The organism is Massilia psychrophila (assembly GCF_002760665.1).
In the GTDB taxonomy this organism is placed as follows: Bacteria; Pseudomonadota; Gammaproteobacteria; order Burkholderiales; family Burkholderiaceae_D; genus JAFCUW01.
In genome coordinates this window covers 12,619-36,148 of sequence record NZ_PDOB01000024.1, presented here as the reverse complement: position 1 = coordinate 36,148, position 23,530 = coordinate 12,619, and the positions used below count along the sequence as shown (strand labels likewise).

Below are 23,530 nucleotides of genomic sequence, written 5' to 3'. Positions count from 1 at the left end.
ATACATTCTGTAACAACCGCCAGGCAGGCTGTCTTGTAAGCTGCACAAGTACCCGCGCGTGCGCAGCCGCCGCAAAACGGTTAGACTGCGCCTCTTGTGCTGCCTTTGACGCCGTCCCTCGGAAAGCCGTATTCATTTTGCGCGACCACTCCCATTTTTCACCGGAACACGATGGTATTTGCGCCCATTGCGGCCACGCTTTGAGCGTGGCAGCGACGCCGTACGGCGTGCGCGGCGCCAACCGTACCGGTCTCGTCTTGACGGTGCTGCTGCATCTGTTGTTGGTGGCGCTCTTTTTCCTGACCAAGGACCACCGGGAGAAGCACGCCGCGCCGCCGGCCGGCGCCGCGATCGTGTACATCGCACCGCTGCCGCCAGGCAAGCCGAAACCAAAACCGCAGCAGCAGCAGGCGCCCAAGAAAACGCCAAAGACGCCGCCGGTACAGATCAAGCGCCTGCCAAATACGATTACTTTGCCCGATGAAAAACCGGTCAACGTGGTGCAAGCCGAGCCGAAACCGGTGACCACGCCGCCGCCGCCCGAAGCCGACATGCAGGCTTACATCGAAGCGCGCCGCAAGGCCAGGGGCGCCAGGGACCCGGGCAACGAGCCGGCCGAGGAAAGCGAGAACGCCCGCGCAACCCGCATCGCGATGGCCAACATCGCGGCGGCGAACGGGCGCAGCCGCGGCGACGACCGCAACGAGACCGGCGGCGTGTTCAGCATTTCGAACAAGACTTTCCACAGCGCCGAACTGAAATTTCGCGGTTGGAACCCGAACTTCAAGCGGCGCTGGTTGCAGCAGTTGACGGTGGAGCAGGGCACCGAGGTCGATGTCGAGACCGCCATCGTCAAGAAGATGGTCGAGCTGATCCGCAAGGAAAAGACCGGCGATTTCGAATGGGATTCGCACCGCCTGCAACGGGTGGTGACGATGAGCGCGCGGCCGCAGGACAGCGCCACGCTGGAGGCCTTCCTGTTCAAGGAAATGTTCCCTGAATACCGGCGGGCCTCGCGCTGATGGGCCCTAGCCTTGGCGCTTGTCGCGCAGCAGGCGCGCGATGTCGCGCGCAAAATACGTCAGCACGCCATCGGCGCCGGCGCGCTTGAACGCCATCATCGATTCCATCATGACTTTGTCGTGGTCGAGCCAGCCGTTTTGCGCGGCCGCCTTGATCATCGCGTATTCGCCGCTGACCTGGTAGGCGAAGGTCGGCACGCGGAACTCGTCTTTTACCCGGCGCACGATGTCCAGGTACGGCATGCCGGGCTTGACCATCACCATGTCGGCGCCTTCGGCCAGGTCGAGCGCCACTTCGCGCAGCGCCTCGTCGCTGTTGGCCGGGTCCATCTGGTAGGTGTTCTTGTCGGCCTTGCCGAGGTTGGCCGAGGAGCCTACCGCGTCGCGGAACGGGCCGTAGAACGCCGACGCATACTTGGCCGAATACGCCATGATGCGGGTGTGGATGTGGCCGGCTTCTTCGAGCGCGGCGCGGATGGCACCGATGCGCCCGTCCATCATGTCCGATGGCGCCACCACGTCGACGCCGGCGGCGGCGTGCGTCAGGGCCTGGCGGATCAGCATGGCGATGGTCAGTTCGTTGACGATGTAGCCCGATTCATCCGGCAGGCCATCCTGGCCATGCGTGGTGTACGGGTCGAGCGCGATGTCGGTCAGGATGCCCAGTTCCGGGAAGCGGCTTTTCAACGCCCGCACCGCACGCGGCACCAGACCGTCGGGGTTGAGCGCCTCGATGCCGTCGTAGGTTTTCAGCGCGGCGTCGATCACGGGGAAAATTGCCAGCACCGGAATGCCCAAGGTCACGCATTCCTGCGCCACTTCCAACAGCAAGTCGACCGATACCCGCTCGACACCCGGCATCGAGGCGACCTGCTGGCGCTGGCCGACGCCATCGAGGATGAACACCGGGTAGATCAGGTCGGCCGGCGTGATCGTATTCTCGCGCATCAGCGCGCGCGAGAACGGGTCGCGCCGCATGCGGCGCAGTCGGATGGCGGGGTAGGCGGCGAAAGGAATGGCGGGCATGGTCTCTCGATAAAAAAAGTTATGCGTTAGCGCCGTCAGGGTCGACTGAGTCGACCGGATCGACCAGCACCGCGTCCGGGTCGAACGGCACATCGGTCAGCCCGAGCAGGTCGATGATCTTGGCGTTCGCTTCGTCGATGCCGACCCGCTTGAGGGCCGAGAACAGCTGCACGGTGAACGGGAAGCCTTCGCCGTCCTCGTCGACATAGCTTTCGAGCATCATACGCGCCTGGCGCAGCACGTTGGTCGATTCGTTGCGGTTGAGCTTGTCCGCCTTGGTCAGGATGCAGTGGATCGGCTTGCCGGTCGGGGCGAACCATTCGAGCATCTGCACGTCGAGCTCGGTGAACGGGCGGCGCGAATCCATGATCAGCACCAGCGCGGCGAGCTGTTCGCGGCGCTGGACGTAGTCGCCCAGTAGCCTTTGCCAGTGCAGCTTGGCCGAACCGGACACTTCGGCGTAACCGTAGCCGGGCAAGTCGACCAGGAAGGCCTCGATTTCCTCGACGATGGTGACGTCCTTGCGGTGCTGGCCGACCTGGGCGCCGCCGATCGAAAAGTAATTGATGTGCTGGGTCCGGCCCGGCGTTTTGGAGGCGAACGCCAGCCCCTTCTGATTGGTCAGAATGTTGATGGCGGTCGATTTGCCGGCATTCGAGCGCCCTGCAAAGGCGATTTCGGGCGCCTGCGTGTCGGGCAGGTCGCGTAGTTGGTTGACGGTCGTAAAGAAGCGGGCTTGCCAAAGTTTGGACATAGGGAGGGAGAAAATGCGACAAAAGGGAGCGATAACGCAAGAAAGCTATTGTACAATAAGGGGTTACGATTGGAGCTAAGCCGCCGTCATTTGGCTTGCACAATTATATAAAACTAATACATAAAACTAATTTTTGACTTTCGTCTCAGGGTGGCTGAATGAATCGTGTGTTTGTGAAATCCTTGTTGGTAGCGACCCTGGCGGTTTCCGGTCTCGTTTGCGCAGCGCAGCAGCCGCCAGCCAGCGGCGCAGCGGCGCCGGCCGTGATCAAGGCCGACGTCGCCAAGGGCGGCACGCTGTACGACGCGGGCGACGCTGCGCGTGGCCTGCCGGCCTGCGTTTCCTGCCACGGCGCCGCCGGCAATTCGACCATCGCCGCCAATCCGAAACTGGCTGGCCAGATCGAGAGCTACACCTACAAGCAACTGGTCGAATTCACCGGCCCGGACCGCAATCATCCGCTCATGACGACGTACGCCAAGATGCTGACGGATGCTGAAAAGAAAAACATCGCCGCCTACCTCGGCACGCAGCAGCAAAAGCCGGGCGCCGCCAGGAACAAGGACACGCTCGAGCTGGGTAAAAAAATCTATCGCGGCGGCATTGCCGACAAAGGCGTTGCCGCCTGCGCCAGCTGCCATGGCGCCAACGGCGGCGGCTTGCCGAGCCAGTATCCGCGCCTGGCCGGGCAGCACCAGGATTACACCGTCGCCCAACTGGTGAACTTCCGCGCCGGCGGACGCAAGAACAGCGCCCAGATGACAACGCTGTCCAAGCGATTGTCGGACGACGAAATGAAAGCCGTTGCCGACTATATCGCCGGCCTGAAGTAAGCAAACGCGTAAGCACACGGAGGCGGGCAGTACGGGCGCGCCAGCCGGCATCACCTGAAAGGGCGGCAGCGCAAGCGGGCTGCCCTTTTTGTTGATATCCTCGAGAGTCAATGGCGCAGTGCCCGACCCGCAGCACAGGAAATTGTCCAGTATGAACACCACCGGAATTGAATTGAAAACCAGGCGCGGCGCGCCGGCCGAAGCGGTCGAGCTGGTGTCGTCGATGCGGTTTGCCATCAGCTTGCTTACCATCATCGCCATCGCCTCCATGATCGGCACCGTGATGAAGCAAAACGAGCCGATGCCGAACTATGTCAACCAGTTCGGGCCGTTCTGGTTCGAAGTGTTCAACAAAATTGGCCTGTACGCTGTGTATTCGGCCTGGTGGTTCCTGCTGATCCTGACCTTCCTGATCGCTTCGACCGCGCTGTGCATCGCCCGCAACGGCCCGAAGATGATCAAGGACATGCGCAGCTGGCGCGAAAACGTGCGCGAGGAATCGCTGCGCAATTTCCACCACAAGGCCGAATGGAACTCGACGTTGCCACGCTTTGAGCTGGCAAGCCAGAGCGCCGCGCGGCTGAGCGACGCCGGCTACGCCGTTAAAATCGTCGACAAGGGCAACGGCACGCTAGTAGCGGCGCGCAAGGGCGCGGCCAACAAGTTCGGCTACATCTTCGCCCATAGCTCGATCATCATCATCCTGGTCGGCGGCATGCTCGACTCGGACCTGCCGATCCGCTTCCAGCAGTGGTTCATGGGCAAAACTCCGTTCGGCGGCACCGGCGTGATCGCCGACATTCCGGCCCGCCACAGGCTGGGCCTGGGTAATCCCACTTTCCGCGGCAACACCATGATTCCGGAAGGCGGCAGCAGCCAGACGGCCATCATCCCGCAGGCAAGCGGGGTGCTGGTGCAGGACTTGCCGTTCGATATCATGCTGAAGAAATTCACCATCGATTTCTACTCGACCGGCATGCCCAAGCTGTTCGCCAGCGACGTATTGATCCGCGACCACGAGACCGGCAACAGCTTTGCCGCCACCATCGAAGTGAACAAGCCGCTGATCTACAAGGGCGTGGCGATGTACCAGTCGAGTTTTGAGGACGGCGGCAGCAAGCTCAAGCTGACCGGCTTTCCAATGGCAGGGGTCGACAGCCAAAGCTTCGCACTGGCCGGCGAAGTCGGCGCCGCGACCGACCTCAAGCGCGGCGGCGAGCAGTATTCGGTGGAGTGGTCGGGATTTCGTCCATTTAACGTCGAAAACATCGGTGGCGCCGACGTGCGCGCGGTGACCAAGGGGCAAAGCCTCGAACAGCAGTTTGCCCTCACGCTCGACAAGCACTCCGGCTCGGCCGCCAAGAACGCCAATAACAAGGACTTGAAGAACGTTGGCCCAAGCGTGCAGTACAAGCTGCGCGACAAGACCGGCCAGGCCCGCGAATTTCAGAACTACATGCAGCCGGTCACCATCGACGGCGTGCAAGTGTTTTTGGCCGGCATGCGCGAATCGCCGTCCGACGCCTTCAGTTTCCTGCGCATTCCCGCCGATGACGAGTACAGCGTGCGCGAATGGATGCGCCTGCGCGCCGCGCTGGCCGATCCGGCCCTGCGTGCGCTGGCCGCTGCCCGTTATGCGAAGCGCGCGATCCCTTCTGACGGCAGCGCCAGCGCCGGCGCCCTGGCACTGGCAAAGCAGCTCGAGGAATCGAGCGCAAAGACCCTCGCCATCTTCGCCGGAAGCGGCGCGGGCAAGGGGGGCGGTTTCATGGCGATGTCGGAATTTATCGGTTCGCTCAAGGTGCCGGAAGCGGAACAGCGCAACGCCGCCAATGTCTTCCTTAAAATGCTCAACGGCACCTTGTGGGAATTGTGGCAAGCCGCGCGCGAACGCGACGGCAAGGCTGCGGTCAATGCCGACGACACCCACGCCCGCTTCCTGCAACTGGCCACCAACGCGCTGTCTGACAGTTTCTTTTACGGCGCGCCGGTCTACCTGCAGCTCGACGAATTTGTCGAAATTAAAGCGTCGGTGCTGCAGGTGTCCCGCTCGCCCGGCAAAAAAGTGGTCTATCTCGGCTGCCTGTTCCTGGTGCTGGGCGTTTTTTCGATGTTCTACATCCGCGAACGCCGGCTGTGGGTGTGGCTCAGCGACGCCGGCGATGGCCAGCCCGGTAGCCGCGCGCTGATGGCGATGAGCACCCAGCGCAAGACGCTTGATTTTGAACATGAATTCAATGACATGAAAGCGAAACTGCCACAATCGGCGTAAGCTGGCCAAGCGCCGCAGCGCTGGTAGTCCCAGGAGAAAAATAATGGAACTGTTACAACCTCAAACTTCAACCCAGACCTACGCGCAGGCGCCCGGCTATTTCCGCCGCCTCGGCGCGCTCGACTGGCTGTTCGCCGCCGTGCTGCTGGGCGGTGTCGTGTTCGCCCTGAATCGCTACGGCAACTTCATGGATTACTACGAAAAAGCGATCCTGGTGCTGACCGCGCCGACTTTTATCGCGCTGGCGTGGCACTGGAAGCCGGTGCGCTGGCTGATGCCGGTCATCGCGCTGCTGTCGCTGTGGGCAATCTTCCTGTACGCCGGCAACCTCGACATGGCCAACAAGAAGTTTTTCCTCAAATACATGCTGTCGTCGCAGTCGGCGATTTTGTGGATGAGCGCGATGTTCGTGTTCTCCACCGTGTTCTACTGGATCGGCCTGATCTCGCGTTCCGGTTTCGGCCTGTCGGTCGGCTCCAAACTGTGCTGGGCCGGCGTGATCCTCGGCTTTACCGGCATGATGGTGCGCTGGTACGAATCCTATCTGGTGGGCGTCGACGTCGGCCACATCCCGGTGTCGAACCTGTACGAAGTGTTCATCCTGTTCTCGATGATCACCGCCATGTTCTATCTGTACTATGAGCAGCGCTACGCCACCCGCCAGCTGGGCCCGTTCGTGCTGCTGATCATCGCAGCCGCGGTCGCTTTCCTGCTGTGGTACACCGTCACCCGCGACGCCGCCGACATCCAGCCGCTGGTGCCTGCGCTGCAAAGCTGGTGGATGAAGATCCACGTGCCGGCCAACTTTATCGGTTACGGCACCTTCGCGCTGGCGGCGATGGTCGGTTCGGCCTACCTGCTCAAGTCGCATGGCCTTCTGGTTGACCGCTTGCCGCCGCTCGAAGTGCTCGACGACGTCATGTACAAGGCCATCTCGGTCGGCTTCGCCTTCTTTACCGTCGCCACCATCCTCGGCGCGCTGTGGGCGGCCGACGCTTGGGGCGGCTACTGGTCATGGGACCCGAAGGAAACCTGGGCGCTGATCGTCTGGCTCAACTACGCCGCCTGGCTGCACATGCGCCTGATGTCGGGCCTGCGCGGACGAGTGGCGGCCTGGTGGGCGCTGATCGGCCTGTTGGTGACGACGTTTGCTTTCCTTGGCGTGAACATGTTTTTGTCGGGCTTGCATTCGTACGGCAAGCTGTAGGTTCCGCAGCGCACGGAAATATTTGGCAGGATAGTGTAAGGTAAGCCTATGTCCACGACAAACCGCTTTCCACACATCACTGAATTGCCGGAGAACCCATGCTGATCAAACGTAGCCCGAACGGCGTCGACCTGCCGTTTTCGTCCGAAATCACGCCGCAGGAAGTTTACGAATCGCGCCGCAAGTTCATCGCCCGGATGGCGGCCGGCGCCGCCGTTGGCAGTGCGCTGTGGGAAATGGCCAACCGCGAGGCCTTCGCCGCTGATGCGCCCGCCGCCCAGAAATTTGCCGGCAAGCGCAATCCGGCTTATTCCACCATGGAAAAGCAGACGCCATTCAAGGACGCCTCGACCTACAATAATTTTTACGAGTTCGGTACCGACAAGTCGGAGCCGGCCGCCAACGCCGACACGCTCAAAACCAGGCCGTGGACGGTGTCGATTGAAGGCGAAGTCAAAAAGCCGATGACGCTCGACCTTGACAGTTTAACCAGGCTGGCGCCGCTCGAAGAGCGGGTCTACCGCTTGCGCTGCGTCGAAGGCTGGTCGATGGTGATCCCGTGGGTCGGTTTTTCGCTGTCCGAATTGATTAAAAAAGTCGAGCCGACCGGCAACGCCAAATACATCGAGTTCATCACCCTGGCCGACAAGAAGCAGATGCCGGGCGTCGGCAGCCGCGTGCTCGAGTGGCCGTATGTCGAAGGCTTGCGGATGGACGAGGCGATGCATCCGTTGACGTTACTGACGATGGGCATGTACGGCCAGGTGTTGCCGAACCAGAACGGCGCGCCGGTGCGGGTAATCGTGCCGTGGAAGTATGGGTTTAAATCCGCCAAGTCGATCGTCAAGATCCGCTTCGTCAAGGACCAGCCGAAGACGGCATGGAACGTGTCGGCGCCGTCCGAGTACGGTTTTTATTCGAACGTCAATCCCGAGGTCGACCATCCGCGCTGGTCGCAGGCGACCGAACGGCGCATCGGCGAGGACGGTTTTTTCCAGAAGAAGAGAAAGACGCTGATGTTCAACGGCTACCCGCAGGTGGCGTCGCTGTACACCGGCATGGACCTCAAAAAGAACTTCTGACGCCATGGCCAAGTTCAATCCGACAGCGCGCCAGGTCGGCGCCATCAAGGCGGCCGTCTTCGCGCTGGCGCTGGTGCCGGTGGCGAAGATGACCTACCTCACCGTCACGCAGCAACTGGTCGAGCCGCTCGAGCACATCACGCGCGGCACTGGCGACTGGGTGCTGTACTTCCTGTGCATGACCTTGGCGGTGACGCCGCTGCGCAAGTTCACCGGTTGGAACTGGATACTGAAACTGCGCCGCGAGATCGGGCTGTTCGTCTTTTTTTACGCTTTCCTGCACTTCATGACCTTCCTCTGGTTCGACCATTTCTTCGATGTCGCCGAGATGTGGAAGGACGTGCTCAAGCGCCCGTTCATCACGGTCGGTTTCAGCGCCTTCGTGCTGCTCATTCCCCTGGCCATTACGAGCACTAACGGCATGATCAGGCGATTGGGCGGCAAGCGCTGGCAATGGCTGCACCGGCTGATCTACCTGGTCGCGCCGTTGGGCATTTTGCACTTCTGGTGGATGAAGGCGGGCAAGCAAGACTTCGAGCAGCCGATCATCTTCGGTGCGATCGTCGCTGTGCTGCTGGGACTGCGGATTTACTGGAAGCTGGCAAAACCGGCCGCGCGCGCGCAGCCGCATCAAGCGAATGCGCGCAGCGGCAGCGCTTTGTAATCCTCTATTTAATGATCGACTCGAGCGCGAACAGATCGGCCGGGTTTTCGCGCTGGCGGATCAGGTGGACGCAATCGCCGTCGACCATGACTTCGGCGGCGCGCCCGCGCGTGTTGTAGTTCGACGACATCGTCAGGCCGTAAGCGCCGGCGCTCATGATCGCCAGCAGGTCACCCGGCGCCACCACCAGGGCGCGTTCGCGCGCCAGCCAGTCGCCCGACTCGCATACCGGGCCGACGACGTCGTAGGTGTGGGCCTCGCCGGCGCGCGCAACCACCGGCTGCACGTCCATCCACGCCTGGTACAGGGCAGGGCGCATCAGGTCGTTCATGGCCGCATCGACCACGCAAAAATTCTTTTCCTGGCCGGGTTTTAAGAATTCGATGTTCGTCAGCAGCACGCCGATATCGCCGACAATCGAGCGGCCCGGCTCGAAAATCACCTTGATCGGCGCGCCGGCGTAGCACTCGGCGCGCCAGGCGTCGATCCGCTTGAACAGCCGTCCCAGGTAGTCCGCCACCGGCACCGGTTCGGCTTCGCCGGCTTCGCCGTAGTTAATGCCCAGGCCGCCGCCAATGTCGAGGTGGTGCAGCACGATGCCCTCGCGCGCCAGCGCGTCAATCAGTTCGATCAGTTTATCGAGCGCTTCGAGCAGCGGGGCGTCGTCCAGCAACTGCGAGCCGATGTGGCAGTCGATGCCGGCCACTGTCAGGTGCGGCAGGCCGGCGGCGGTGCGGTAAGTCGCCAGCGCATCGTCGAAAGCCACGCCGAACTTGCTCGCTTTCAGGCCGGTGGCGATGTAGGGGTGGGTCTTGGCGTCGACGTTCGGGTTCACCCGCAGCGACACGCGCGCGGTCTTGCCCATCGCGCCTGCCACTTCGTTGAGGCGGTGCAGTTCGGGGATCGACTCGACGTTGAAACACAGGATGTCGTGGGCCAGTGCCAGGCGCATTTCAGCGACGGTCTTGCCGACGCCCGAGAAAATCACCTTGGCCGGATCGCCGCCGGCGGCGATCACGCGCAGCAGTTCGCCGCCCGAGACGATGTCGAAGCCGGCGCCGCGGCGCGCCAGGATGTCGAGGATCGCCAGGTTCGAGTTGGCCTTCATGGCGTAGCACACCAGCGCATCGCGCCCCGCGCAGGCGTTGGCGTAGGAATCGAAATTTTCCAGCAGTGCCGCCTTCGAGTAGACGTAAGTCGGCGTGCCGAACTGTTCGGCGATGTTGGACAAGGACTTGCTTTCGGCGTGCAGGACGCCGGCTTGATAAGAAAAATGCGGCATGTTTTCGTGTTTATTGTTGCGAGGATGGTGGGGAAGAAGGCGGGATCACTGGTATCGCGGGTGGCGCAGCCGGCGCGGCAGCCGATTGGGGGGGCTTCGGCATGAACAGCGGGCCGGGCTGGCCGCAGCCTGCCAACAGCGCGGCGGCGCCGATAATGAGCGCAAGGGATGACTTCACGATTAGAATCACGGTTGGATTAAGACTTTGGAGTGTAGCATGATGAGCGAAACAGAATTTCTCGGCCTGGCCGAGTCGACCCTCACGACGATCGAAGCGGCGCTTGACCGCTTAAATGACGAGGACGTGCTCGACGTCGAGTGCAAGCGCAGCGGCAACGTGCTCGAGATTGAATTCATCGACAACGGCAGCAAGATCATCGTCAACAGCCAGGCCCCGATGCAGGAGCTGTGGGTGGCGGCCAAGTCGGGCGGTTTTCATTACAAGCGGGTCGGCGAGCAGTGGATCAACACGCGCGACGGCTCGGAATTGTTTGCCGCGCTGTCGCTGCTGGCCGGCGCGCAGGGTGGGGCGGAGGTCACCCTCTAAGCTGGGCGCGACGGTTTTGCAGTGAGCGGTTAAAACAACTCGTTCTTGACCGCATCCTTCTGCTTCTCCTCGGCCGGGGTGCCGCGCGTGCCGACGTCCAGGCTCGTCACCCCGGTTCCCGGCGGATTCTCGGCGTAGTAATACTCTTCTCCCACTTGCACCAGGCCGGACGGTACCACCCGCTCTTCCACCGGGTAGTTTTTCAACGCCTTTTGCATGTAGCCGATCCAGATCGGCAGGGCCAGGCCGCCGCCGGTTTCCTTGTTGCCCAGGTTTTTCGGCTGGTCGTAGCCGATCCAGGCGATGCCCACCAGCTTCGAGGAATAGCCGGCGAACCAGGCGTCGATCGAATCGTTGGTGGTGCCGGTCTTGCCGGAGATGTCGGGGCGCTTGAGCACCAGCGCCTTGGTCGCGGTGCCAAAGCGCACCACGTCTTTGAGCATGCTGTCGACCAGGAAGGCATTGCGCTCGTCGATGACGCGGTTGGCCTCGACGCCGGCCTTGTCCGGATTGGCCTGCGACAGCACCTTGCCGTCGGAGTCGGTGACCTTCGAAATCAGGTACGGGCTGACGCGGTAGCCGCCGTTGGCGAACACCGCGTAGGCGCCGGCCAACTGCAGCGGCGTGGTCGCGCCGGCACCGAGCGCCAGTGTCAGGTATGGCGGGTTCTTGTCGGCGTCGAAGCCGAAGCGGGTGACGTATTCCTGGCCGTACTTGGCGCCGATCTTGTTGAGGATGCGGATCGAAATCATGTTCTTCGACTTGGTCAGGCCGCGCCGCATCGTCATCGGACCGTCGTACTTGGCGTCGTAGTTCTTCGGCTCCCACGCTTGGCCGCCGGTCTGGCCGGCATCAAAACTGATCGGCGCGTCGTTGATGAGGGTGGCCGGCGACAGCCCGCGCTCGAGCGAGGCCGAATAGATGAACGGCTTGAACGAGGAGCCCGGCTGGCGCCACGCTTGCGTGACGTGGTTGAACTTGTTGCGGTTGTAGTCGAAGCCGCCAACCAGCGCGCGGATTGCGCCGTCGGTGGTGTCGGCGGCGACGAAAGCCGACTCGATCTGCGGCATCTGTGTCACGCTCCAGGTGGTGCCGCCTTCCTGCGTGACGCGGATTACGGCGCCGCGCTTGACGCGCTTGGTCGGCGCCGCCTTTTCAGTGAGCCACTCCTTTGCAAAAGTCAGGCCGGCGCCGCTGATCTTGATCTCCTCGCCCGACGCCGTCACCGCCGTGATGCCGGTCGGGCTGGCGCGCAGCACCATCGCGGCGATGATGTCGTCGCTGTCGGTATGCTCGGCCAGCTCGGTTTCGATCGCCTCGTCGGCTTCTTCCTTGGTCGTCGGGATGTCGATGTACGATTCAGGGCCGCGGTAGGCATGGCGCTTCTCGTACTCCATCACGCCGCGCCGCAGCGCCAGGTAGGCGGCGTCCTGGTCGGCCTTGGTCACCGTGGTGAAGACATTCAGGCCACGCGTGTAGGTCTCTTCCTTGAATTGCTCGTACACCAGCTGGCGCGCCATCTCGGCGACGTACTCGGCGTGCACGCCGAATTCGCCGCTGTCGGTCTTGATCTTGAGCGGCTCGATTTTAGCCGCTTCGAACTGGGCGTCGGTGAGGTAGCCCAGTGTGTGCATGCGGATCAGGATGTACTGCTGGCGAGTACGCGCCCGTTTCGGGTTGACCACCGGATTGTAGGCCGACGGCGCCTTCGGCAGGCCGGCCAGCATTGCCGCCTCGGCGATGCTGATGTCTTTCAGGTTCTTGCCGAAGTAAATCTGCGCCGCCGACGAAAAGCCGAACGCGCGCTGGCCGAGGTAAATCTGGTTCATGTAGACCTCGAGGATCTGGTCTTTGGTGAGGTTCTTCTCGATTTTCCAGGCCAGCAGCACTTCATAGGCCTTGCGCTTCAATGTCTGTTCGGACGACAGAAAGAAATTGCGCGCCACCTGCTGGGTGATGGTGGAAGCGCCCTGGCGCGCGCCGCCGCTGGCGTTGTGCAGCGCCGCGCGCAAGATGCCGAGGTAGTCGACCCCGCCGTGCTGATAGAAGCCGGCGTCTTCGATCGACAGCACGGCCTTCTTCATGACGTCCGGAATATCGTTGATGCGCACCAGGGTGCGGCGCTCTTCGCCGAATTCGCCGATCAGCACGCCGTCCGACGAAAAAATTCGCAGCGGCATCTTGGGCCGGTAGTCGGTCAGCGTGTCGAGCGCCGGCAGGTTCGGGTACGCCATGGCCAGCGCGAACACCACCACCAGCACGCCGGCCAGCGCGGTGCCGGCCAAAATGCCGAGCAGGGTCAGCAGCACACGCTTGGGCGTGTTCTTGGGCTTGCCTGGCCGGGGAGGGGATTGCTTGCTGTCCGTTGTCGAAGATTTCATGCGGGTCGAATCTTTCGCTATATTGATGCGCCTCATTATAAAGCACGCCCTTTACCACGCAACCCGACTCGGTTGAGGTCCCGGTTCAAGATCGCTGTGACCCCGCCGACAACTTAGATGTCACGCGGTTCACAGAGTGTCGCAAATCCGCCCAACTCTACAATATTCCAGCGTAGAAATATCTTTACGGCTTGGATGCTTGTTGCTACGATTTAATGTATTGCCTTATATGTCTGATCTAAATAACGGTTTTATAACAAGATACCCGTCTGCGGGCGTTTTCATTATTCGTTCTGCACAGAAACTTTTGCAACGTAAGTAACGATCCAGGTAGGTGAGGAGCACGCGCGTGATGGTCAATCTAGGTTCCTTGTTCGGGCCATCCAGTCCCCCTTTGCTGGGCCTGGACATCAGCACATCCGGCGTGCGCCTGGTCGAGCTGGCCGACGGCGGCAAAAATGTGCTGCGTCTCGAGCGCTATGCCTCCGAACCGCTGCCGCGCGGCGCCGTCGTCGACGGCAATATCGAAAACATCGAGCAAGTGTCGGAAGCGGTGCGCCGGGTCTGGAAGAAGAGCGGTACCCGCGTCAGGCTGGTCGCGCTGGGCATGCCGCCGGCGTCGGTGATCACCAAGAAAATCATCTTGCCGGCCGGGCTGACGGAAGACCAGCTCGAGGTGCAGGTCGAATCCGAGGCCAGCCAGTACATCCCGTTCGCCCTCGATGAGGTCAGCCTCGACTTCGACGTGCTCGGCATGGCTGCCAACTCGCCCGACGACATCGACGTCATGCTGGCAGCGGCGCGCAAGGAAAAAGTCGAGGACCGCGTCGCCATCGCCGAAGCGGCCGGCCTGACGGCGGTGGTGATGGACATCGATTCCTACGCCGCGCGCGCCGGGCTCGAAAGAATCACCGACCAGATGCCGGGCGGGCAGGACCAGATCATCGCCTTGTTCCAGATCGGCGCGCAGGTCACCCATATTTCGGTGATGACCGGCGGCGAAACGCTCTACGAGCGCGAGCATTCGTTCGGCGGCAACCAGCTCACGCAAGACATCGTGCGCGCCTACGGCCTGTCGTTCGAGGAGGCCGACGCCAAGAAAAAAGCTGGCGAGCTGCCGGAAAACTACCAGGCCGAACTGCTCAACCCCTTCCTCGAAAACGCCGCGCTGGAAGTAACCCGGGCAATCCAGTTTTTCTACACGTCGACGCCGTACACCCGCGTCGACCAGCTGTTTTTGGCCGGCGGCTGTGCGCTAATTCCCGGCCTGCTCGACATGATCGCCAACCGCACCAAAATTTCCACCGCCGTGGTGTCACCGTTCAAGGGCATGCAGCTTGGACCCGAGGTGCGCGAATCGCAGTTGCGCGCCGAGGCGCCGGCTTACCTGGTCGCCTGTGGCCTGGCGCTGAGGAGATTTGGCTGATGATCAGGATTAATCTTCTCCCGCACCGGGAAGCCAAGCGCAAGCTCAAGCGGAACGCCTTCGCCGCGCTGCTGGCGCTGGGCGGCATCCTCGGCGTGGCGGTCGTGCTGGTCGTTGGCGGCTACAACGCCAGCCGCATCTCGATCCAGAACGAACGCAACCTGGTGCTGAAAAACGCCAACGCCGAACTGGACAAAAAAATCGCCGCGATCGCTACCTTGAAGCAGGAGATCGAAGCGTTGAAAGCGCGCCAGCAGGCAGTCGAGGACCTGCAGGGCGACCGCAACCAGCCGGTCTACCTGCTCGACGAACTGGTCAAGCAGGCGCCGTCCGGCGTCTACCTGAAGGGGTTCAAGCAGGATGGCCAGCGTGTCACCCTGTCCGGCTTGGCGCAGTCGCAGGAGCGGGTCGCCGAACTGCTGCGCAACCTCGGCGGCGCCTCACCATGGCTGGAACGGCCCGAGCTGACCGAAGTGCGGGCGGTGCCGCTGGCCCAGAGCAAGACGGGCAGGAAAGTGGTCGAATTCACGCTGGCGGTCGCAATCAAGCGCCCGCGCGACATCCAGGTCGCGACCGACGCTCCTGGCGCCAGCTCCAAGTAACGCCGATCGGACCTCCATGGACATCAATCTGAAAGAACTCGGCGCGCAGCTGTCGGGCCAGTTCCAGGGCCTCGCCGGGCGCCATCCGGGCCTGTGGCCGCTGGCGCCGCGCGTGCTGTGCGCCGCCGGCGCGATGGCCGCCGTCATCGCGCTCGGCTGGGTCGGCTACTGGAGCAGCCAGTTCGAAGAACACGACGCGCTGGCGCAGCAGGAAATGAACTTGCGCGAAGCGTACACGATCAAGATGGCGCAGGCGATCAACCTCGAGGCGTTGCAGGTTCAAAAGGCGCAAGTGGACCAATATGTCGAGCGGCTGCAAAAGCAGCTGCCGAGCAAGGCCGAAATGGCCGCGCTGCTGACCGACATCAACCAGGCCGGCCTCGGTCGCGGCCTGCAGTTCGAGCTGTTCAAGCCAGGCAACGTGATGGTGCGCGATTACTACGCCGAGCAGGCGATCGACATCAAGGTCAGCGGCAGCTACCACGACATCGGCGCTTTCGCCGCCGACATGGCCAACCTGCAGCGCATTGTCACGCTCAACAACATGTCGCTGACGGCGGGCAAGGACGGCGTGCTGATGCTCGACGCCGTCGCAAAAACGTTCCGCTACCTCGATCCGGACGAGGCCGCCGCGCAGCGCAAGGCGCGCGCCGACAAGCAAAAGCTGGCCAAGAAAGCTGCCCAATGACGATTCTTCGCAGCGGCGCTACGGCGCTGACGGCAATCCTGCTGGCCGGTTGCAGCGCCAGCGACGTCAAAGAAGTCCAGGACTGGATGGCGCAGGTCAAGAAGGACACGCGCGTATCGGTGGTGCCGATCGCCGAGCCGAAAACCTTCATCCCATTTGCCTATGCGGCGCGCGAACAGATCGATCCGTTCAGCCCCAACAAGCTGCTCGCCGAGCTGGCGCGCGTGGCCGAGAAGAGCGATAACAAGTTCAAGCCGGACATGGACCGCCGCAAGGAGCCGCTGGAGAACTTCCCGCTCGACACTTTCATGATGGTCGGGGTGATCCAGAAAGCGGGTATCAATTATTCGCTGCTGCAGGTTGACCGCGCGTTGCACCAGGTCAGGACAGGCCAGCGGATCGGCCAGAACTACGGGCTGGTGACCGGTGTCAGCGAGACGGCGGTCAATATCAAGGAAGTGGTTCAAGATGCCGGCGGCGAATGGGTCGAGCGCTTGTCGAAGCTGGAGTTGCAAGAAAGTAAGGAGAGCAAGAAATGATCGCATTCAACATGAACCGTACCGGCCTATTCGGTCCGCTCAGTGTACTTCGGCCGCTGGTAGGCCTTGGCGCATCGCTGGTGCTCGCGCTTGCCGGTTCGGCGGCGCTGGCCCAGGACAACGCGATCGAATCGATCACGGCCAACCAGCAGGGCTCGAACGTGGTGGTCAACATCGCCATGAAGCACGCGCCGGCCAAGCTGCCGATCGGGTTTTCGATCACCAACCCGACCCGTATCGCGCTCGACTTCGGCGCCACCGTCAACGCCACTGGCAAGAATACCCAGGACATCAACCAGGGCGACCTGCGCTCCATCAACGTGGTGCAGGCGGGCGAACGCACGCGCCTGGTGTTGAATCTCAAGCGGCCGCTGAACTACGCCACCGCGATCGACGGCAAGTCCGTGATCGTCACGGTGGAAGGTTCCGGCGGCGTGGCGCAGGCGGTCAACGCCGCCGGCTTGCCGGCGCAGGCCAGCGCCACGCCAGGGAGCCAAGTGCCGCCCACAGGGCGACAACTGCTGCGCGACATGGATTTCAAGCGCGGCGCGAACGGCGAAGGCCGCATCGTCGTCGACCTGCCGAACAGCCAGGTGGCGGTCGACGTGCGCCAGGTCGGCAACAAGGTGCTGGTCGACTTCATGAAGACCGGCCTGCCGCCGACCCTGCGCCGCCGGCTCGACGTCACCGACTTCGGCACCCCGGTGGCGCTGGTGACGACGGTTCCGCAAGGCGACAACGTGCGCATGACGATCGAGACGCGCGGCCTGTGGGAACAGACCGTCTACCAGAGCGACACCCAGCTGGTGATCGACGTCAAGCCGATCCGCGACGACCCTAACAAGCTGGCGCAGGGTACCCAGGGCTACCGTGGCGAAAAGCTGTCGTTCAACTTCCAGAACGTCGAAGTGCGCGCCGCCCTGCAGGCGATCGCCGACATTTCGGGTCTGAACATCATCACCAGCGATTCGGTGACCGGCAACCTGACGTTGCGGCTGAAGGAAGTGCCGTGGGATCAGGCACTCGACGTCGTGCTGCAGGCCAAGGGCCTGGACATGCGCAAGAACGGCACGGTGCTGTGGATCGCGCCCAAGGAAGAAATGCTGACCAAGGAAAAGCTCGAACTCGAGCAGCGCGCCCAGATCGCCGATCTCGAGCCGCTGCGCTCGGAAATTTTCCAGCTCAATTACCAGAAGGCCGAATCGTTCCGCACCGTGGCCGGCCTCGACGGCGGCAGCGGCGACAGCAAGAACCGCGTGCTCTCCAAGCGCGGCAGCGCCATCATCGATGTGCGTACCAACCAGCTGTTCATCACCGACATCGCCTCGAAAATCGAAGACATCCGCAAGCTGATTGTTAAAACCGACGTCGCCTCCAGGCAGGTGTTGATCGAAGCGCGGCTGGTCGAGGCGAGCGACAGCTTTAGCCGCAACCTCGGCGCCAAGCTTGGTTTTAACGACATGCGCACCGTGCGCGGCGGCGATTCTGGCTACCAGGTCAACGGCAACAACCGCGTTGCCGTCGGCGGTAACCTGGCCGGCATCGGCCAGACTACCGGCCAGGTAGCCGGCACGGCCGACTCGTTCAACAACACCCAGTTCCTGAACCTGCCGGCCGCCGCCATCGGCACCATCCCGCCGGCCACGCTCGCCTTCAGCCTGTTCTCGGCTGCGGCGAACCGCTTCCTGAACCTGGAACTGTCGGCCCTCGAAGCCGACGGCAAGGGCAAGATCATTTCCAGTCCACGCATCCTGACCGAAGACAAGATGGTCGCCATCATCGAGCAGGGCATCGAGCTGCCGTACCAGGTCGCCACCAGCAGCGGCGCCACTTCGATCACCTTCAAGAAGGCCAACCTGCGCATGGAAGTGACGCCGCAGATCACGCCCGATGGCAACGTCGTACTGGAAGTGGAAGTGAACAAGGATTCGAAGGGAGACATCACACCGGCCGGTTTCGCCATCAACAACCAGCACATCAAGACCAAGGTGCGGGTCGAAAACGGCGGCACCGTGGTGCTGGGCGGGATCTACCAGCAGCAAGAACGCAACAACGACACCAAGGTGCCGCTGCTGGGCGACCTGCCAGTGGTCGGCTACCTGTTCAAGACCACCGGACGCGAGACGTCGAAGACGGAACTGCTGGTGTTCCTGACGCCGAAGATCGTCGCCGACAGCGTCCCGATTCATTAATCCCTCATAAAAATAATACTGGAATTGCCATGCGCCCGAATCTAGACCATCCGCTCGCCACCCTTGCCACGCTTGCCCGCTACTCGGCCGTCGGTCTGATCGCGGCGACGCTGGCCGCCTGCGGCGGCGGCGGCGGCTCGCCGGGGATGTCCACCGGCGCCGGCCCCGGCACCGGTGCCGGTACGGTAGGGCAGGGTCCGGCAATCAAGCTGGCCATCGTCGACGGCGGCGGCAACGCCATCACCACGCTGTCGGGCGGCCAGAGCGGCACGGTCAAGTCAACTCTTACCACCGCCACCGGCGCGCCCGTGGCCGGCGCCATCGTCAAGTTCACCACCAGCGACGCCTTGGTTGAATTCACCCCAGCATCGGGTTCAGTGCTGACCGATGCGGCAGGCGTGGCGGTAATTACCATCAAGCCGGCCAGCGTCACCGCTTCCGGCGCGGTGGCGATTAGCGCTACTTCTGTCATCGACAGCAAGACCGCCACTGCGTCGTCGAATATCGCTGTCGGCGCCGCACCGTTGACGGTGGGCGCATTGACTTTCGATCCGAAGCCAGTCGGCAGCCTGCCGGCCTTTTCGACCTTGTCGCTGAACATTCCGATCACCAGCGGCGGCCAGCCGGTCAATAACGTCGTCGGCCTGACGATGTCGTCGTTGTGCGTCGGCGATGGCCTCGCTACGTTGGTGCCGGGCACGCTGGCCAACGGCGTCCAACTGGCTACCTACACGAATAACGGCTGCCGGCGCGTCAACGACGTTATCACCGTCGCTGTCGGCAACTCTTCCCAGTCCATCGATGTGAAGGTCGACGCCGCCAATATCGGCACCGTGCAGTTCGTCGGCTCGAACCTGACCGGCACATCGATCGTACTCAAGGGCTCGGGCGGCCTCGGCCGTTCCGAAGCGGCCCAGCTGACGTTCCGCGTGGTTGATCAGCACAACAACGGCCTGGCCGGCGTCGAAGTCAGGTTCACCGCCACCACAAATACCGGCGGTCTGGCAGTGACGCCGGCGATCGCCACCACCGACAGCACCGGCAACGTCAACACGATGGTCTCGTCCGGCACCATCCCGACGCCGGTGCGGGTGACTGCCGAAGCGACCCGCAATGGCGTCACCATCAGCGGCCTGTCAGATGCATTGACGATCTCGACCGGCCTGCCGATCCAGAAGTCGATGTCGATGAGTGCCGACAGCTTTAACATCGAGGGATGGCTCAGTGACGGCGAAGTGAGCAACATCACCGTGGCGCTGGCCGACCAGTACGGCAACAAGGTGTCGGACGGCACTGCCATCAATTTCGTCACCGAAGGCGGCGCCATCGGCAGCTCGTTGCAAGGCGCTTGCACCACCAAGGACGGCTTCTGCACGGTGCCGCTCAAGAGCCAGGAATTCCGGCCGAGGAACGGCCGTGTAACGGTGCTGGCGTTCGCCCAAGGCATTCCGACATTTATCGACAGCAACGGCGATGGCCAATACAGTTGCCCCGCCTTCAGCGGGCCGGGGCTCTACCGGCCGCTGGTCGATACCTGCCCGCGCGACGGCGGCGAGCCGTTCGAGGCGCTGGGCGACGCTTTCCTCGATTCCGGCAAGCTCGGGCCGACCACCGGCGCGATGCCAGGCGACTGGCTCGACGGCAGCTACGATGCGGCCAACGGCGACCAGCCGTTCCCGTACAACCATACCGACTTCCGCGTCGCCGGCCCGGCTTCGTTCGGCATCACTTACATCCGGCGCGCCTTCGAAGTGACCTTCAGCGGCTCGGTGCCGCGGATGGTGCGGCAATTCTGCAGCGGCGAAGTCTGCCGCGACTGGACCACGGCGGACGGCGACCCGAGCCTGATCGCCGGTGTCGCCGGTACCTCTTGCTCGGTCCAGCCGCTATCGTTCCGTCTGTTCGATATCAACAACAACCCGATGCCTTTCGGCACCACCGTGGGTGCCGTCGACGCGGATAAATTGGCACCATTGACGTTTTCGCCAGACAAAGTTCCATCGACCAACGCAATTGGCGGTACCATTCATACCGTGAACATTAAACCGGACGCGAATTGCGCTCCCGGCTATTTTTCGGTCAAGGTGACGACACCGAAAGGTACCGCGACGCTGTTCCCGTTCAAATCAAAATAGTGAAATCTGGAAATATCTATCTCGTAGGACTGATGGGGGCTGGCAAGACGACAATCGGCCGCATCCTCGCCCGCAAACTGGGCAAACGCTTCATCGACTCGGACCACGAGATCGAGGCCCGCACTGGCGCCTCGATTCCGTGGATCTTCGAAATCGAGGGCGAAGACAGCTTCCGGCGCCGTGAGGCGGAAATCATCCGCGACCTGTGCGCCGAAGACGGCGTGGTGCTGGCCACCGGCGGCGGCGCCGTCCTCGACGCGCAGACGCGCGCCATTCTTGCCGCGCGCGGCACCGTGATTTACCTGCGCGCCAGCGTCCACAGCATCATGCTGCGCGTGTCGAACGACAAGAGCCGCCCACTGCTGCAGACCGCCGATCCACGCCGCCGGCTCGAAGAACTGATGGCCCAGCGCGAGCCTTTGTACCGCGAAATTGCCAGGCTGGTCATCGACACCGGCCGTCCTAACGTACAATCGATGGTTCAGACCATTCTGGACCAGCTGGACCTGCTCGAAGCCGCACGCCTCGCGCAAGCTCTCGCGTCCGACCCATCAATGAACGCTTCGACCACCTCGCTGCCCATCCCGGCATCCACCTTCACGCTCAACGTCGACTTGGGCGAGCGCAGCTATCCGATCGCGATCGGCGTCAACCTGCTGGCCGACCCGGCGCTGCTGGCGCGTCACGTCAAGAGCCGCCGGGTCGCCATCGTCACCAACACCACCGTCGCGCCTTTGTATCTCGACACGGTCGCGGCGCCCTTGCGCGCGGCCGGGCTGGACGTGATCGAGATCATCCTGCCGGACGGCGAACAGTACAAGAACCACGCCTCGCTGATGCAGATCTTCGACGCGCTGCTGGCCAACAAGTGCGATCGCAAGACGACGCTGGTGGCGCTTGGCGGCGGCGTGATCGGCGACCTGACCGGCTACGCCGCGGCCAGCTACATGCGCGGCGTGCCGTTCGTGCAGGTGCCGACCACGCTGCTGGCGCAGGTCGACTCCTCGGTCGGCGGCAAGACCGGCATCAACCACCCGCTCGGCAAGAACATGATCGGCGCCTTCTACCAGCCGCGCGCGGTGTTGGCCGATACCGCCACCCTGGCGACGCTGCCGGCGCGCGAACTGTCGGCCGGACTGGCCGAAGTGATCAAGCACGGCGCCATCATCGACCTCGCCTTGTTCGAGTGGGTCGAGCGCAATATCGGCAAGCTGATGGCGCGCGACCAGGCCGCGCTGGCGCACGCGATTGCCCGCTCGTGCGAAATCAAGGCCGAAGTGGTGCGCCAGGACGAGCGCGAAGGCGGCTTGCGCGCCATCCTCAATTTCGGACACACCTTTGGCCACGCCATCGAAAACGGCCTTGGCTACGGCGCATGGCTGCACGGCGAGGCGGTTGGCTGCGGCATGGTGATGGCGGCCGACCTGTCGCGCCGCATGGGGCTGGTCGACGAAGCGACGGTGGCGCGCATGCGCGACCTGGTGGCCGCCGCCGGCCTGCCGACGGTGGCGCCCAAGTTCAGCTTTGAGCGTTGGGTCGAGCTGATGGAAGTGGACAAGAAAAACGAAGGCGGCGCGATCAAGTTCATCCTGCTCAAGCCGCTGGGCAGCCCGAGCATCGGCGGCGCGCCGCGCGAGCTGCTGCTCGAAACGCTGGCCGCCTGCAGCGCCTGACATGAACTTCGATGACCGCCTCGCCCCGTACGCCGCGCACTCGGCGCGCGGACGCGGACGCCAGTTCGCCGAGGCGCCGGCCGGCTCGCGCAGCGAATTCCAGCGCGACCGCGACCGCATCATTCACTCGACCGCTTTTCGCCGCCTCGAGTACAAGACCCAGGTCTTCCTCAACCACGAAGGCGACCTGTTTCGCACCCGGCTGACGCACTCGATCGAAGTGGCGCAGATCGGCCGCACCCTGGCGCGCAGCCTGCAGCTGAACGAAGACCTGGTCGAAGCGATCTCGCTGGCGCACGACGTCGGCCACACGCCGTTCGGCCATGTCGGCCAGGACGTGCTCAACGAATGCATGGCTGATTACGGCGGCTTCGAGCACAACCTGCAAAGCCTGCGCGTGGTCGATTCGCTCGAGGAGCACTACGGCGCCTTCGACGGCCTGAACCTGATGTTCGAAACGCGCGAAGGCATCCTCAAGCATTGCTCGCAGGCGAACGCGCGCCAGCTCGGCGAAGTCGGCCACCGCTTCCTCAAACGCACCGAGCCGAGCCTGGAAGCGCAATTGACCAACCTGGCCGACGAAATCGCGTACAACAACCACGACATCGACGACGGCCTGCGCTCCGGCCTGATCACGATGGCGCAAATGGAAGAAGTCGATCTGTTCGCGCGCCACCGCCACGCCGTCGAAGCGCAGTATCCAGGCCTGCCGGGCCGGCGCGCGCTGTACGAAACGTCGCGCCGGATGATCACCGTGATGACGGCCGACGTCGTCGAGACGTCCCAGGCGCTGATCGCCGACGCGGCGCCGCAAAGCATCGACGAGGTGCGCGCCTGTTCGCCGCTGATCCGCTTCTCCGACGCCATGCGCGCCGACACCTCCGCCCTCAAGCGTTTCCTGCACGGCAACCTGTACCGCCATTACAAGGTCAACCGGACGCGCGTCAAGGCCAGCCGCATCGTGAATGACCTGTTTGGCGCGTTCATGCAGGACCCGGTGTTGCTGCCGCCGGACTACCAGGTTGGCGGCGGCGACGTCGCCAAGCAGGCCCGCAAGATCTCCGACTACATCGCCGGCATGACGGACCGTTATGCCATTCGCGAGCACCGGCGCATTTTTTCGATCGACGAACTTTGACACGTCGTCTTCGCGAAAGAGTGTGTCGCAAAAGGGCGAATGGCCACAACTGACACGTCGTCCTCGC

General features: G+C 62.9%; 20 protein-coding genes. 15 read left to right on the top strand and 5 right to left on the bottom strand.

Translation table 11 applies throughout. The annotated features are described in order from the left end of the window. Positions 1 to 206 precede the first annotated feature (206 nt). On the top strand, positions 207 to 1,022 hold the full coding sequence (locus tag CR103_RS14650) for a hypothetical protein (protein WP_229443102.1): 816 nt from the start codon (positions 207 to 209) through the stop codon (positions 1,020 to 1,022). Between the two features lie 6 nt (positions 1,023 to 1,028). On the opposite strand, the gene hemB is transcribed toward CR103_RS14650, so the two are convergent. Then, a complete protein-coding gene (hemB, locus tag CR103_RS14645) occupies positions 1,029 to 2,048 on the bottom strand; it encodes a porphobilinogen synthase (protein WP_099916712.1) in 1,020 nt (339 codons plus the stop codon). A gap of 19 nt (positions 2,049 to 2,067) precedes the next feature. Then, positions 2,068 to 2,802, bottom strand: a complete 735-nt coding sequence (yihA, locus tag CR103_RS14640; protein WP_099916711.1) for a ribosome biogenesis GTP-binding protein YihA/YsxC — start codon at positions 2,800 to 2,802, stop codon at positions 2,068 to 2,070. Positions 2,803 to 2,960: 158 nt separating this feature from the next. On the opposite strand from yihA, the gene CR103_RS14635 reads away from it, so the two are divergent. The 5 genes from CR103_RS14635 to msrQ all read left to right on the top strand — a co-directional run bounded on the left by CR103_RS14635 (position 2,961) and on the right by msrQ (position 8,860). Beyond that, a complete protein-coding gene (locus tag CR103_RS14635) occupies positions 2,961 to 3,635 on the top strand; it encodes a c-type cytochrome (protein ID WP_099916710.1) in 675 nt (224 codons plus the stop codon). Between the two features lie 151 nt (positions 3,636 to 3,786). Continuing rightward, complete coding sequence (locus CR103_RS14630) at positions 3,787 to 5,907, top strand: cytochrome c biogenesis protein ResB (RefSeq protein WP_099916709.1); 2,121 nt, start codon at positions 3,787 to 3,789, stop codon at positions 5,905 to 5,907. A gap of 43 nt (positions 5,908 to 5,950) precedes the next feature. Further along, entirely contained in the window at positions 5,951 to 7,114 is a 1,164-nt protein-coding gene (ccsB, locus tag CR103_RS14625; RefSeq protein WP_099916708.1) for a c-type cytochrome biogenesis protein CcsB, read from the top strand. 98 nt (positions 7,115 to 7,212) lie between these two features. Beyond that, complete coding sequence (gene msrP, locus CR103_RS14620) at positions 7,213 to 8,196, top strand: protein-methionine-sulfoxide reductase catalytic subunit MsrP (protein WP_099916707.1); 984 nt, start codon at positions 7,213 to 7,215, stop codon at positions 8,194 to 8,196. 4 nt (positions 8,197 to 8,200) lie between these two features. Beyond that, positions 8,201 to 8,860 (top strand): protein-methionine-sulfoxide reductase heme-binding subunit MsrQ, encoded by a 660-nt coding sequence (gene msrQ / locus CR103_RS14615; protein WP_099916706.1) that lies wholly within the window; start codon positions 8,201 to 8,203, stop codon positions 8,858 to 8,860. 4 nt (positions 8,861 to 8,864) lie between these two features. Here the strand turns inward: msrQ and lysA are convergent, their stop codons facing one another. Together lysA and lptM are read right to left on the bottom strand one after the other, a co-directional pair. Next, positions 8,865 to 10,142 (bottom strand): diaminopimelate decarboxylase, encoded by a 1,278-nt coding sequence (gene lysA / locus CR103_RS14610; RefSeq protein WP_099916705.1) that lies wholly within the window; start codon positions 10,140 to 10,142, stop codon positions 8,865 to 8,867. A 10-nt stretch (positions 10,143 to 10,152) separates the two neighbouring features. After that, a complete protein-coding gene (gene lptM / locus CR103_RS24160) occupies positions 10,153 to 10,320 on the bottom strand; it encodes an LPS translocon maturation chaperone LptM (protein WP_370659446.1) in 168 nt (55 codons plus the stop codon). Between the two features lie 42 nt (positions 10,321 to 10,362). Here lptM and cyaY point away from each other — a divergent pair, with 42 nt between their 5' ends. After that, positions 10,363 to 10,689, top strand: a complete 327-nt coding sequence (gene cyaY, locus CR103_RS14600; protein ID WP_099916752.1) for an iron donor protein CyaY — start codon at positions 10,363 to 10,365, stop codon at positions 10,687 to 10,689. Positions 10,690 to 10,718: 29 nt separating this feature from the next. On the opposite strand, the gene CR103_RS14595 is transcribed toward cyaY, so the two are convergent. After that, positions 10,719 to 13,070 carry a penicillin-binding protein 1A gene (locus tag CR103_RS14595; protein ID WP_099916751.1) on the bottom strand — a complete coding sequence of 784 codons (2,352 nt, stop codon included), beginning with the start codon at positions 13,068 to 13,070 and terminating at the stop codon, positions 10,719 to 10,721. A 352-nt stretch (positions 13,071 to 13,422) separates the two neighbouring features. Between CR103_RS14595 and CR103_RS14590 the strand changes: the two genes are divergently transcribed. The 8 genes from CR103_RS14590 to CR103_RS14555 are packed head-to-tail and all read left to right on the top strand — an operon-like array spanning position 13,423 to position 23,463. Continuing rightward, positions 13,423 to 14,496, top strand: a complete 1,074-nt coding sequence (locus CR103_RS14590) for a pilus assembly protein PilM (RefSeq protein ID WP_099916703.1) — start codon at positions 13,423 to 13,425, stop codon at positions 14,494 to 14,496. Then, complete coding sequence (locus tag CR103_RS14585; protein WP_099916702.1) at positions 14,496 to 15,098, top strand: PilN domain-containing protein; 603 nt, start codon at positions 14,496 to 14,498, stop codon at positions 15,096 to 15,098. Before CR103_RS14590 ends, CR103_RS14585 begins: the two co-directional genes overlap by 1 nt. 16 nt (positions 15,099 to 15,114) lie before the next feature. Beyond that, positions 15,115 to 15,786: a type IV pilus inner membrane component PilO gene (locus tag CR103_RS14580; protein WP_099916701.1), complete on the top strand. Its 672-nt coding sequence runs from the start codon at positions 15,115 to 15,117 to the stop codon at positions 15,784 to 15,786. Further along, positions 15,783 to 16,325 (top strand): pilus assembly protein PilP, encoded by a 543-nt coding sequence (locus CR103_RS14575; RefSeq protein WP_099916700.1) that lies wholly within the window; start codon positions 15,783 to 15,785, stop codon positions 16,323 to 16,325. The genes CR103_RS14580 and CR103_RS14575 overlap by 4 nt, the downstream gene beginning before the upstream one ends. Before the next feature lie 11 nt (positions 16,326 to 16,336). Continuing rightward, positions 16,337 to 18,517 carry a type IV pilus secretin PilQ gene (locus CR103_RS14570; protein ID WP_099916750.1) on the top strand — a complete coding sequence of 727 codons (2,181 nt, stop codon included), beginning with the start codon at positions 16,337 to 16,339 and terminating at the stop codon, positions 18,515 to 18,517. Positions 18,518 to 18,546: 29 nt separating this feature from the next. Next, a complete protein-coding gene (locus tag CR103_RS14565) occupies positions 18,547 to 20,652 on the top strand; it encodes an Ig-like domain-containing protein (protein WP_099916699.1) in 2,106 nt (701 codons plus the stop codon). A gap of 32 nt (positions 20,653 to 20,684) precedes the next feature. Next, positions 20,685 to 22,325, top strand: a complete 1,641-nt coding sequence (aroKB, locus tag CR103_RS14560; protein WP_099916698.1) for a bifunctional shikimate kinase/3-dehydroquinate synthase AroKB — start codon at positions 20,685 to 20,687, stop codon at positions 22,323 to 22,325. Position 22,326: 1 nt separating this feature from the next. After that, positions 22,327 to 23,463: a deoxyguanosinetriphosphate triphosphohydrolase gene (locus CR103_RS14555; RefSeq protein ID WP_099916697.1), complete on the top strand. Its 1,137-nt coding sequence runs from the start codon at positions 22,327 to 22,329 to the stop codon at positions 23,461 to 23,463. Positions 23,464 to 23,530: the final 67 nt, after the last annotated feature.